This window comes from Flavobacterium chilense (assembly GCF_001602525.1).
Classification (GTDB): domain Bacteria; phylum Bacteroidota; class Bacteroidia; order Flavobacteriales; family Flavobacteriaceae; genus Flavobacterium; species Flavobacterium chilense.
Window position 1 is genome coordinate 93,031 of sequence record NZ_LSYT01000013.1, and the last position, 13,608, is coordinate 106,638.

General features: G+C 34.7%; 6 protein-coding genes. 4 read left to right on the plus strand and 2 right to left on the minus strand.

The features are described from left to right. Window positions 1–73 precede the first annotated feature (73 nt). The 4 genes from rpoB to A4F88_RS23660 all read left to right on the plus strand — a co-directional run bounded on the left by rpoB (window position 74) and on the right by A4F88_RS23660 (window position 9,876). Window positions 74–3,886, plus strand: coding sequence for a DNA-directed RNA polymerase subunit beta (gene rpoB, locus A4F88_RS23645; RefSeq protein ID WP_068845397.1), 3,813 nt, complete (start codon window positions 74–76; stop codon window positions 3,884–3,886). A 263-nt stretch (window positions 3,887–4,149) separates the two neighbouring features. Continuing rightward, the gene (gene rpoC, locus A4F88_RS23650) at window positions 4,150–8,457 is read left to right on the plus strand and encodes a DNA-directed RNA polymerase subunit beta' (protein ID WP_068845399.1); all 4,308 of its coding nucleotides are present in this window, start codon (window positions 4,150–4,152) and stop codon (window positions 8,455–8,457) included. Window positions 8,458–8,467: 10 nt separating this feature from the next. Further along, the gene (locus A4F88_RS23655; protein ID WP_068845401.1) at window positions 8,468–8,779 is read left to right on the plus strand and encodes a DUF3467 domain-containing protein; all 312 of its coding nucleotides are present in this window, start codon (window positions 8,468–8,470) and stop codon (window positions 8,777–8,779) included. 359 nt (window positions 8,780–9,138) lie between these two features. Further along, the gene (locus A4F88_RS23660; RefSeq protein ID WP_068845403.1) at window positions 9,139–9,876 is read left to right on the plus strand and encodes a hypothetical protein; all 738 of its coding nucleotides are present in this window, start codon (window positions 9,139–9,141) and stop codon (window positions 9,874–9,876) included. A gap of 83 nt (window positions 9,877–9,959) precedes the next feature. Here A4F88_RS23660 and A4F88_RS23665 read toward each other — a convergent pair whose 3' ends face one another. Together A4F88_RS23665 and A4F88_RS23670 are read right to left on the minus strand one after the other, a co-directional pair. Further along, window positions 9,960–11,552, minus strand: coding sequence for a peptide chain release factor 3 (locus A4F88_RS23665; protein WP_068845405.1), 1,593 nt, complete (start codon window positions 11,550–11,552; stop codon window positions 9,960–9,962). Between the two features lie 147 nt (window positions 11,553–11,699). Further along, window positions 11,700–13,142: an alpha-amylase gene (locus A4F88_RS23670; RefSeq protein WP_068845407.1), complete on the minus strand. Its 1,443-nt coding sequence runs from the start codon at window positions 13,140–13,142 to the stop codon at window positions 11,700–11,702. Window positions 13,143–13,608 lie beyond the last annotated feature (466 nt).

Consider the following 13,608-nt stretch of genomic DNA (forward strand, 5'->3'; position numbering starts at 1 on the left):
AAGAAAGTATAGATTAAACAGTGTGTTTTTACACAAAAAAATTACTTTTTTTTAATCAAAATTTTGTCCATTGATGATAACAAATCAGACTGAAAGATTGAATTTTGCCTCTACAAAAAATATTCCTGACTATCCAGATTTCTTAGATGTTCAGGTTAAATCTTTTAAAGATTTCTTTCAATTAGAAACGAAATCTGACGAAAGAGGCAACGAAGGGTTATACAACACCTTCATGGAAAACTTTCCAATCACAGATACAAGAAACAACTTTGTATTGGAGTTCCTAGATTATTTTGTTGATCCGCCACGTTATACAATTCAAGAATGTATAGAGAGAGGTCTTACTTATAGTGTGCCTTTAAAAGCCAGGTTAAAACTATACTGTACAGATCCAGAACACGAAGATTTTGAAACTATTGTACAAGATGTTTATCTTGGAACAATACCTTATATGACTCCAAGTGGTACTTTTGTTATCAATGGTGCCGAGCGTGTAGTAGTATCACAATTACACCGTTCTCCTGGGGTTTTCTTTGGACAATCATTCCACGCAAATGGAACTAAACTTTATTCTGCCAGAGTAATTCCTTTTAAAGGATCTTGGATAGAATTCTCTACTGATATCAACAGCGTAATGTACGCATATATCGATAGAAAGAAAAAATTACCTGTAACAACTTTATTCCGTGCAATTGGTTTCGAAAGAGATAAGGATATCCTTGAAATTTTCGACTTAGCAGAAGAAATTAAAGTGTCTAAAACAGGTATTAAAAAATATATTGGAAGAAGACTTGCTGCACGTGTTTTGAATACATGGCACGAGGATTTCGTTGATGAGGATACTGGTGAAGTAGTTTCTATCGAACGTAACGAAATCATCCTTGATAGAGATACTATTATCGACAAAGATAATGTTGAAGAGATCATTGATTCTAACGTAAAATCTATTTTGTTACACAAAGAGGATAATAACCAAGCAGATTATGCTATTATCCACAACACGTTACAAAAAGATCCAACAAACTCTGAAAAAGAAGCTGTTGAGCATATCTACAGACAATTGCGTAATGCAGAACCGCCTGATGAAGAAACTGCTCGTGGTATTATAGATAAATTGTTCTTCTCTGATCAACGTTATAACTTAGGTGAAGTTGGTCGTTACAGAATGAACAAAAAATTAGATTTAGATATCCCTATGGATAAGCAGGTGCTTACCAAAGAAGATATCATTACAATCGTAAAATATTTGATTGAGTTAATCAACTCTAAAGCAGAGATTGATGATATTGATCACTTATCTAACCGTCGTGTTAGAACAGTTGGAGAACAATTGTCTCAACAATTCGGTGTAGGTTTAGCACGTATGGCTAGAACTATTAGAGAGCGTATGAACGTTAGAGATAACGAGGTGTTTACACCAATTGATTTGATCAATGCTAAAACATTATCATCAGTTATCAACTCTTTCTTTGGAACTAACCAGTTATCTCAATTTATGGATCAAACGAATCCATTAGCTGAGATTACACACAAAAGAAGACTTTCTGCACTTGGACCAGGTGGACTTTCGAGAGAGAGAGCTGGTTTCGAGGTTCGTGACGTTCACTATACGCACTATGGTCGTTTATGTCCGATCGAAACTCCTGAGGGACCAAACATTGGTTTGATTTCATCTCTTGGTGTTTATGCAAAAGTTAACGGAATGGGATTCATCGAAACTCCATACCGTAAAGTAACTAATGGAGTAGTTGATTTAGAAAGTACTCCAATTTACTTAAGTGCTGAAGAAGAAGAAGGTAAAATGATTGCTCAGGCAAACATTGAAATGGATGAAACTGGTAAAATTACAGCTAGCAATGTTATTGCTCGTGAGGAAGGTGACTTCCCGGTTGTTGAACCATCTGTAGTTCATTATACAGACGTTGCTCCTAACCAGATCGCTTCGATTTCTGCGTCATTGATTCCTTTCTTGGAGCATGATGATGCGAACCGTGCGTTGATGGGATCGAACATGATGCGTCAGGCAGTTCCTTTGATCCGTCCTGAAGCACCAATTGTAGGTACAGGTTTAGAGCGTCAGGTAGCTTCAGATTCAAGAGTATTAATCAATGCTGAAGGGCATGGAACTGTTGAATATGTTGATGCTAATATCATTACTATTAAATACGATCGTACTGAAGACGAGAGAATGGTTAGTTTTGATGCTGATGAGAAAACATACAACCTTATTAAATTTAGAAAAACCAATCAAGGTACAAGTATCAACTTGAAACCAATCGTAAGAAAAGGTGACAGAGTTGTTCCTGGACAAGTATTGTCTGAAGGTTATGCTACTCAAAATGGAGAATTAGCTTTAGGTAGAAACCTAAAAGTTGCGTTCATGCCATGGAAAGGGTACAACTTCGAGGATGCGATTGTAATTTCTGAAAAAGTAGTTCGTGATGATATTTTTACATCTATCCACGTTGATGATTATTCATTAGAGGTTAGAGATACTAAGTTAGGAAACGAAGAGTTAACAAACGATATTCCTAACGTTTCTGAAGAAGCTACTAAAGATTTAGATGAAAACGGTATGATCAGAATTGGAGCAGAGGTTAAACCTGGCGACATTTTGATCGGAAAAATTACACCAAAAGGAGAATCAGATCCAACTCCGGAAGAGAAATTGCTTCGTGCAATCTTTGGAGATAAAGCAGGTGATGTAAAAGATGCTTCATTAAAAGCTTCTCCATCTTTACATGGTGTAGTTCTTGACAAAAAATTATTTGCAAGAGCCGTAAAAGATAAACGTAAACGTACTCAGGATAAAGATGCTTTAGGCGCTTTAGAAATGGAATTCGAAACTAAATTTGTTGAATTAAAAGACAGATTAGTTGAGAAATTATTCCTGATCGTGAACGGAAAAACATCTCAAGGTGTAATGAATGATTTGGGTGAAGAAGTTTTACCAAAAGGTAAAAAATATACTCAAAAAATGCTTTACGCAGTAGAAGATTTTGCTCACTTAAGCAAAGGTCAATGGGTTGCTGATGATGCTACAAATAAAATGGTTAATGATTTAATTCATAACTATAAAATTAAGCTGAACGACTTACAAGGATCTTTAAGAAGAGAGAAATTTACTATTACAGTTGGAGATGAATTACCATCTGGAATCTTGAAATTGGCTAAAATCTATATCGCTAAAAAACGTAAGTTAAAAGTTGGTGATAAAATGGCGGGACGTCACGGTAACAAAGGTATTGTTGCAAGAATCGTTCGTCATGAAGATATGCCTTTCTTAGAAGATGGAACACCGGTAGATATCGTATTGAATCCACTTGGGGTACCTTCACGTATGAACATTGGTCAGATTTATGAGACCGTTCTTGGATGGGCTGGTATGAACTTGGGTAGAAAATTTGCTACTCCAATTTTCGACGGTGCTTCTCTTGACGAGATCAACGCTTTGACTGATGAGGCTAATGTACCACGTTTCGGACATACATACCTTTATGATGGTGGAACTGGAGAGCGTTTTGCACAAAAAGCAACTGTGGGTGTAATTTACATGCTTAAATTAGGACACATGGTTGATGATAAGATGCACGCACGTTCTATTGGACCATACTCATTGATTACGCAACAACCACTTGGAGGTAAGGCTCAATTTGGAGGTCAGCGTTTTGGAGAGATGGAGGTTTGGGCACTTGAGGCTTATGGAGCTTCTAGTACACTGCGTGAAATCTTAACTGTTAAGTCTGATGACGTTATTGGTAGAGCTAAAACTTACGAAGCAATCGTTAAGGGAGAAACTATGCCAGAACCAGGTTTACCAGAATCATTCAATGTATTAATGCACGAATTGAAAGGTCTAGGTTTAGATCTTCGTTTAGAAGAATAATAAAAAGTTTTGTAATCAGTCTCATTTTTTAATGGGACTGATTACTCATTTATAAAAGTTTTTAAAGATTTATACCCGTAAACCGTTCCGATTTTTTATAACAATGCAAGGCATTTTATAACTAGCACTTCAAATTTAGTTTTTGAGGTTTAGAGAAGTAACCCGAGGTAGTAGCTGAATGATTAACTCTTTATTTTTAAAAGAGTAGATTATAAATCTAAATTCAATTTTTTTAATTGCAAAATAAATCAATAGTAAAAACTATGATGAATAACAGAAACAATAAAGATAAAAATCCAGTAAAAAGATTTAACAAAATTTCTATTGGATTGGCTTCACCAGAATCTATCCTGAAAGAATCAAGAGGAGAGGTTTTAAAGCCAGAAACAATTAACTATAGAACTCACAAACCAGAGCGTGACGGACTTTTCTGCGAAAGAATCTTCGGACCAGTAAAAGATTTCGAATGTGCTTGTGGTAAGTATAAAAGAATTCGTTACAAAGGTATCATCTGTGACCGTTGTGGTGTTGAAGTTACGGAGAAAAAAGTACGTCGTGACAGAGTAGGACACATCAACCTTGTTGTGCCAATTGCTCATATCTGGTACTTCCGTTCTCTTCCAAACAAAATTGGTTATATTCTTGGTCTTCCATCTAAGAAATTAGATATGATTATTTACTACGAAAGATACGTAGTAATCCAAGCTGGTATTGCTAAAAATGCAGACGGAGAATCTTTACAAAGATTAGACTTCTTAACAGAAGAAGAATACCTAAACATTTTAGATACTCTTCCGCAAGAAAACCAATATTTAGATGATTTAGATCCAAATAAATTTGTTGCCAAAATGGGAGCAGAGTGTATTATGGATTTATTAGCTCGTATTGATTTAGATGCTTTATCTTATGAATTAAGACACAGCGCTAACAACGAAACATCTAAACAACGTAAAACTGAAGCTTTAAAAAGATTACAAGTTGTTGAGTCTTTCCGTGAGTCTAACTTAAACCGCGAAAACCGTCCTGAATGGATGATTATGAAAGTGGTTCCGGTTATCCCGCCAGAATTACGTCCGCTTGTGCCGCTTGATGGAGGTCGTTTTGCAACTTCAGATTTAAATGACTTATACCGTCGTGTAATCATCCGTAATAACCGTTTGAAAAGATTAATGGAGATCAAAGCTCCTGAAGTTATCTTAAGAAACGAGAAACGTATGTTACAAGAATCTGTAGATTCATTATTTGATAACACTCGTAAAGCTTCTGCTGTTAAAACAGAATCTAACAGACCATTAAAATCATTATCTGACTCATTAAAAGGTAAACAAGGACGTTTCCGTCAAAACTTACTTGGAAAACGTGTGGATTATTCTGCTCGTTCGGTAATTGTTGTTGGTCCTGAATTAAAATTATTCGAATGTGGATTGCCAAAAGATATGGCATCTGAATTATACAAACCTTTCGTTATCCGTAAATTGATCGAAAGAGGTATTGTAAAAACAGTAAAATCTGCGAAGAAAATCATTGACAAAAAAGAGCCAGTAGTTTGGGATATTTTAGAAAATGTAATTAAAGGACACCCAGTATTACTGAACCGTGCTCCTACTTTGCACAGACTTGGTATTCAGGCTTTCCAGCCAAAATTAATTGAAGGAAAAGCGATCCAGTTACACCCATTAGTTTGTACGGCTTTCAACGCCGATTTCGACGGGGATCAGATGGCGGTTCACTTACCTTTAGGACCAGAAGCTATTTTAGAGGCTCAATTATTAATGTTGGCTTCTCATAATATCTTAAACCCTGCAAATGGTGCACCAATTACAGTACCATCTCAGGACATGGTTTTGGGTCTGTATTACATGACCAAAGAACGTATTTCTACAGAAGATCATAAAATTATAGGTCAGGATTTGACTTTTTACTCTGCTGAAGAAGTAAATATTGCATTAAACGAAGGAAGATTAGAATTGAATGCCCGTGTGAAAATCCGTGCAAAAGATTTTAATGATGCTGGAGAATTAGTGTATCAAATTATTCAAACAACTGCAGGACGTGTATTATTTAACGAAGTAGTACCTGAAGCAGCTGGATATATCAATGACGTATTGACTAAGAAAAACCTTAGAGATATTATCGGACACATTTTAAGTGTGACTGATGTACCTACAACGGCAGCTTTCTTGGACAATATGAAAGACATGGGGTATAAATTCGCATTTAGAGGAGGTTTATCATTCTCTTTAGGTGATATTAGAATTCCAGAACAAAAAACGAAGTTAATTGCAGATGCCAGAGAGCAAGTTGAAGGTATCTCAACTAACTATAACATGGGTCTTATCACAAATAACGAGCGTTACAATCAGGTTATTGACGTATGGACTTCAGCAAATGCTCAGTTAACAGAATTAGCAATGAAAAATATTAGAGAAGACCAACAAGGTTTCAACTCTGTATACATGATGCTTGACTCTGGGGCGAGGGGTTCTAAGGAACAGATTCGTCAGTTAACTGGTATGCGTGGTTTGATGGCTAAGCCTAAAAAATCTACTGCTGGTGGTGGTGAGATTATTGAAAACCCGATTCTTTCTAACTTTAAGGAAGGTCTTTCGATCCTTGAGTACTTCATTTCTACTCACGGTGCTCGTAAAGGTCTTGCGGATACGGCTCTTAAAACGGCCGATGCTGGTTACTTAACAAGAAGGCTTCATGACGTTTCTCAAGATGTTATTGTTAACATCGAAGATTGTGGAACTTTAAGAGGTGTTGAAGTTGCTGCATTGAAGAAAAATGAGGAAATCGTTGAGTCATTAGGAGAAAGAATTTTAGGACGTGTTGCATTACAGGATGTTATAAATCCACTTACTAATGAAGTAATGGTTCAGTCAGGTCAACAAATTACTGAAGCAATTATGAGAACTATCGAAGCTTCTCCAATTGAAAAAGTAGAAGTTAGATCTCCATTAACTTGTGAGGCTTTAAAAGGAATTTGTGCTAAATGTTACGGTAGAAACTTAGCTACCGGAAAAATGACACAAAGAGGTGAAGCTGTCGGAGTTATTGCAGCTCAGTCTATTGGAGAGCCTGGTACACAGTTAACACTTCGTACGTTCCACGTTGGAGGGGTTGCTGGAGGTATCTCTGAAGAATCTAGTATTATTACAAGATTCAACGGTAGACTTGAAATTGAAGACTTAAAAACAGTAAAAGGAGAAGACAGCGAAGGAAATTCAGTTGATATCGTGGTTTCACGTTCAACAGAATTGAAATTAGTTGATGAGAAAACCGGAATTGTTTTAAATACACACAACATTCCTTACGGATCTAGTATTTTCGTAAATGATGGCGATGTAGTTACTAAAGGAACTGTAATCTGTAAATGGGATCCATATAATGGTGTAATTGTTTCTGAATTTACTGGTAAGATTGCTTACGAAGATTTAGAGCAAGGACAATCATTCATGGTTGAAATTGATGAGCAGACAGGTTTCCAGGAAAAAGTAATTTCTGAGGCTAGAAATAAAAAATTAATTCCAACTTTATTAGTTTATGGTAAAGAAGGTGAATTAATTCGTTCTTACAACTTACCAGTAGGTGCACACTTAATGGTTGAAAACGGTGAGAAAATTAAAGCAGGTAAAGTATTAGTAAAAATTCCACGTCGTTCTTCTAAAGCAGGCGATATCACGGGAGGTTTACCAAGAATTACGGAGTTGCTTGAGGCTCGTAACCCTTCAAACCCGGCAGTTGTATCTGAAATTGATGGAGTTGTTTCTTTTGGAAAAATCAAAAGAGGTAACCGTGAGATTGTTATCGAGTCTAAATTTGGTGAAATTAAAAAGTATTTAGTTAAACTTTCAAGCCAAATCTTAGTACAAGAGAATGACTTCGTAAGAGCGGGAGTTCCATTGTCTGATGGTGCAATTACACCAGATGATATTTTAAGAATTCAAGGACCGGCTGCTGTTCAACAGTACTTGGTAAATGAAATTCAGGAAGTTTACCGTTTACAAGGGGTAAAAATTAATGACAAGCACTTTGAAGTAGTTATTCGTCAAATGATGCGTAAAGTAAGAGTTCAGGATCCGGGAGATACATTATTCTTAGAAGATCAATTAATTCATACTAAAGATTTCATCGTTCAAAACGATAAATTATATGGTATGAAAGTAGTTGAAGATGCTGGAGATTCTGCTGTATTAAAACCAGGTCAGATTATTACACCTCGTGAATTGCGTGATGAAAATTCATTATTGAAACGAAATGATAAAAATCTTGTTGTAGCAAGAGACGTAATTACTGCAACTGCAACGCCAGTTTTGCAAGGTATTACAAGAGCTTCGTTACAAACTAAATCATTCATTTCTGCGGCTTCATTCCAGGAAACAACAAAAGTACTTAACGAAGCTGCTGTAGCTGGTAAAGTAGATGATTTAGAAGGCTTGAAAGAAAATGTAATTGTTGGACACAGAATTCCTGCCGGAACAGGTATGAGAGAATACGATAACACTATCGTAGGTTCTAAAGACGATTACAATGAAATGATGGCTAATAAAGAAGAATATATTTATTAATTAGGAAACTATGAGTAATCCGAAACAACAACAGGAACAAATTAATATCGAGTTAGATGAAACAATTGCAGAAGGAATTTATTCCAATCTTGCAATTATCAATCACTCATCATCTGAGTTTGTTTTAGATTTTGTGAGCATTATGCCTGGTATTCCTAAAGCTAAGGTAAAATCAAGAATTGTCTTGACACCACAACATGCTAAAAGATTATTGCATGCTATAGGTGAAAATATCCATCGATTTGAAGCAGCTCATGGCGAGATCAAAGAGACAGAACAAGCACCAATACCGCTTAATTTTGGTCCAACAGGACAAGCATAAATTTAGAAAGCCCCATTTTAATGGGGCTTTTTTTTGATATTCAATTTAGAATTAAGTGTAGTTTGTCTGATTTAATCTACTTTAAACGATTAAATTTCTTTTTGCTCTTATATTATTTTAAATTGGTAGTTCCTATGAAAGATTAATTTTTGAAATATAATAACTTAGTAAGGTTAATTAATTCAAAGTTTAAAAAAGCGCTAATCAAATTAGCGCTTTTTTTATTTTTATAAATGAATATCAATTAATTAGAGATTAATACTAAAATATCTTATTTGCTTTCCAACCTTTTTATTAAAAACATACTCTATGTAAGTAAGAACCTTTTTTGAAGGATTTTAACTTAAATAAAGTATCGTATGAAAAAGAAATTCACCTTAAAAATAGCAAATCCTTGTTCTGAAAATTTTGATAAAATGATTCCAAATATTAGTGGCTCGTTTTGTAATTCCTGTGTGAAAAACGTAATTGATTTAAGTAAAAAAACAAATTCTGAAGTAGCCAAATTCATTACAGAAAATAAAGACAACAATATTTGTGCGAGGCTTAAAGCAACACAACTCAATGAACAGTTTGAATATAATGAAGCATCTAAGATTAATACTTTAAAATATGCGGCAGTTGCAGCATCAGTTTTGTTGACATCGAATCTAACTGCCCAGGGAAAAGAACCTGTTAAAACTGAAATGAACTGTCCCAAACCAAATACTTATACAATAGGTAAGATAGCTTACAGCCAAACTATAGATAAAGAAACACTTATAACAATAAAAGGAAAATTATTAGAAGCAAAAACAAACAGGCCATTTGATCAGGAATTATACCAAAATTTAATGCTTGCTGTAAATGGCTCACCAAATGCAGTGAAAGTAAACCCGAGAACTGGAGAATTTTCTATAACGACAGAAATACCAAAAGGTAGTAAAAGTCTAATGATTACTATTACAGGAAATGATTATTACCTTTTAAAAGAAATACCTTTTACTATTAAAGCAATAAAGAAAAATATATTGTTGCAAAATATAATAATAGGTGCTGAAGAACTTACTAAAATATATATTGCTGGTGGATTAGGAATTAATTATAAAAGTCAATGACGTAGTTATGATATTGTATAATAAAGAAATAGGCTGTCTAATGATTAGACAGCCTATTTATATTTTTTCTCTACGATATTAAATTAATCAAATTCAGAAGTAAAGAATAACTTCACGCTTGGATATTTATTTTGGGTCATTTGAATTGTAAAATCAGAATCGGCTAAAAATACCAATTGACCATATTTATCATGAGCAAGGAATTTTTGTTTGATTCGTTTAAATTCTTTGAACTCCTCATTTTTAGCATCATCAGGTTTTACCCAACAAGCTTTATGAACGGGGAAGTTTTCATAAGTACATTTTGCACCATATTCGTGTTCCAGGCGATACTGAATAACTTCATATTGAAGTGCACCAACCGTTCCGATAACTTTACGATTGTTCATTTCCAGTGTAAACAACTGAGCGACACCTTCATCCATTAACTGATCGACACCTTTTTCTAATTGCTTCGCTTTCATTGGATCAGCATTGTTGATATATCTAAAGTGTTCAGGAGAGAAGCTTGGAATCCCTTTGAAACTCATTATTTCACCTTCAGTTAAAGTATCTCCAATTTTAAAATTTCCGGTATCATGCAGACCAACAATATCACCAGGATATGAAATATCAACAATCTCTTTCTTCTCAGCAAAAAAGGCATTCGGGCTAGAAAATTTTAAATTTTTCTTTTGGCGAACGTGATAATAAGGTTTGTTTCTTTCGAAAGTTCCCGAAACAATTTTAATAAAAGCTAAACGGTCTCTGTGTTTTGGATCCATGTTCGCATGGATTTTAAAAACAAAACCGGTCATTTTTTCTTCTGCAGGATCAACCAAACGAGTTTCAGAATCTTTTGGTCTTGGAGACGGAGCGATTGCAACGAAACAATCTAACAATTCACGAACTCCAAAATTATTTAAAGCAGAACCGAAGAATACAGGCTGGATTTTTCCGTCTAAATAATCCTGACGCTCAAATTTTGGATAAACTTCATCGATTAATTCTAATTCTTCACGAAGTTTTTCGGCTGCTTTCTGACCCACAATTTTATCTAGTTCCGGATTATTTTGAACATCAGAAAAAGCGATAGTTTCTTCAATATTTTTACGGCTGTCTCCACTAAAAAGATTAATGTTTTCTTCCCATAAATTATAGATTCCCTGAAAATCATAACCCATTCCAATAGGAAAACTTAAAGGAGTAACTGTTAAACCCAGTTTTTGCTCCACTTCATCCATCAAATCAAAAGCATCTTTACCTTCACGGTCTAATTTGTTGATGAAAACAATCATCGGAATGTTACGCATTCTACAAACAGCAACTAATTTTTCTGTTTGTTCCTCAACCCCTTTTGCAACGTCAATAACCACAATTACACTATCGACTGCAGTTAAAGTTCTAAAGGTGTCTTCTGCAAAATCCTTGTGTCCCGGAGTATCAAGGATATTGATTTTTTTATCTTTATAATTAAAAGCAAGCACAGAAGTTGAAACCGAAATACCTCTTTGGCGTTCGATTTCCATAAAGTCACTCGTTGCTCCTTTTTTAATCTTATTGTTTTTTACAGCTCCTGCTTCCTGAATTGCACCTCCAAACAACAATAATTTTTCTGTCAAAGTTGTTTTACCAGCATCAGGATGCGATATAATTCCAAATGTTCTTCTGCGTTGTATTTCTTTTAAAAAGCTCATATTTCGTATAAATAGGTTGCAAAAGTACTATTAAATACGGCTTTATAAAAATATTCACTTCTTAAATTTGGAAGTCTTTCTTCATTAAGATGTTTTTTAGAAAAAAATAAGGCTGTTTTGCAACAGCCTTAAATAGTCATTTTAAAATTACTGATTAATTGACCAAATTGAATATCCTTTTGGAGGACATTGTATTTTTACCCATTTGTCTGCCTGAGTAGTTGGATACCAGGTTGAGTTTCCTGTAAAATCTTTAATTTGCGTATTCGCCCAATTTGTCTGAATCCATCTTTCCTGCCATGCGTCAGAATTATTAATGTAGACCACTAATCCTGGGTTCCCATTATAACCATTTCTTCTGGCAACATATTCATCATTGTCAGAATATAAAATAGAAGTTGTTCCCGTTGCTTTATTATTGTGAATCCAGATTAAATTGTTCAGTTTACTTTTATCCAGCCATTCTTCATAATCTCTGTAGAAAATAGTTGGGTATCCTTCGTGGGTTAAAATATAAGAGTAAGCCAGCATTTTGCTCCAAATTTCATCAGTATCATGATTCGTTACAAAAGTTACCGCTTTGTACGGATTTCTTTTCCACATCATATCATCATTCAAAAGAGCAAGATTATTTCCGTCAAAAGCATCATTCATTTTGTAATAACAGGCAAAATCAAAAACAGAACTATTAGCCGCGTTTGCCCAGTCATTTAATACATTTACATTCGAATCCCATAATTCCCCAACCGAAAAGCCTCCTACATTTGCATTCCATGCATTTACTACCCACGGACCAAATCCTTTTACATAATCAAATCTCCAGCCGTCAAACTTCATGGTATTTTTGTAATATTTACCAACTCCATCTGCTCTTAACCACAGCCAGTCCTGTACATGCGGATTTGCATGACATAAATCCGGAAAACCTCCAAAAGATCCTTCGTCATTATTACCATAGCTGTTTTTATAAAAGTCATTATAATTACGAGTAAATTTTCCCGATGCAACACCGCTAAAATTTGTCCAGGTATTTGTTCCGGTAAAAGGATTAGCTTCAGATTGTCCGCCGCTGTTATGATTGATTACAATATCTGCATATACTTTCATGTTTTCGTTGTGAGCAGCTGTAATTAAACTTACCAATTCAGTTTTTGACCCAAATCGGGTTTCAATGCTTCCGTTTTGATTATAATCTCCAAAATCAAAATAATCAGTAGGATCGTAGCCCATAGAAAAAGCTCCATTTTGAGCTTTTGAAGCAGGAGGGAGCCAAATAGACCCAATTCCGGCATTTGACCAGGCTGTTACTTTACTACTTACGGTATTCCACCAGTTTCCGCCAGCAGGAACATCCCAATAAAAAGCCTGCATCATTACTCCACCGCCTGGATTGTCAACATATTTTCCTGTTGGAGAAGATGAAGATCCACCCGTACTGAAAGGTTTTCCGTCATGATGTGTAACATTAATAATTTCAAATTTTTGGCTTTCGGCCTTTGAATCTACTTCGTTCGTTTCATTTTGCGAGCATGAATACAATAATGTTGTAAAAGCTGCAAGTAAATAAATCTTTACAATAGGTTTTTTCATAGTTTAGATTTGGTTAAGGGTTAGAAGTTAAAGTTGTAATTGTGTATTTATACGGCTTAAAAAAAGAGCTATTCGTAATTTTTTAGCCTTTAAATTATTAATTACGCATCTAAAGTATGTGTTTTTTGAATCGATTCGTTTTTATAAGAAAATATTTATTTCACGAAAACGTTGTAGTGTTGAGAACTTTTTTTATTTACATATAAATTCCTTGCTTGGATAAAGAAAGAATAGTGATAAAAGTAAACTCAGGGTTTTTCTATGTTGTTACCTTGAACTTTTCAGGCATATTTGTAATGTAAATCATTGCTGCTTTACGGAATTTAAGTGCGATCCATATAATTTTTTGTTAATAGTATAGCTGATAGTTGTATTATGTAATTGAATTGTTATTTTTGTTCGTTATAAGTCAAAATGAACTAGATCTTAATTATTTAGTGTTTTCATGCCAGCGTCCTGGAAATGC

Excerpts from the sequence above, each read along its gene's own strand:
- rpoB (WP_068845397.1), top strand. The coding sequence starts at position 74 with ATGATAACAAATCAGACTGAAAGATTGAATTTTGCCTCTACAAAAAAT.
- rpoC (WP_068845399.1), top strand. The coding sequence starts at position 4,150 with ATGATGAATAACAGAAACAATAAAGATAAAAATCCAGTAAAAAGATTT.
- A4F88_RS23655 (WP_068845401.1), top strand. The coding sequence starts at position 8,468 with ATGAGTAATCCGAAACAACAACAGGAACAAATTAATATCGAGTTAGAT.
- A4F88_RS23660 (WP_068845403.1), top strand. The coding sequence starts at position 9,139 with ATGAAAAAGAAATTCACCTTAAAAATAGCAAATCCTTGTTCTGAAAAT.
- A4F88_RS23665 (WP_068845405.1), bottom strand. The coding sequence starts at position 11,552 with ATGAGCTTTTTAAAAGAAATACAACGCAGAAGAACATTTGGAATTATA.
- A4F88_RS23670 (WP_068845407.1), bottom strand. The coding sequence starts at position 13,142 with ATGAAAAAACCTATTGTAAAGATTTATTTACTTGCAGCTTTTACAACA.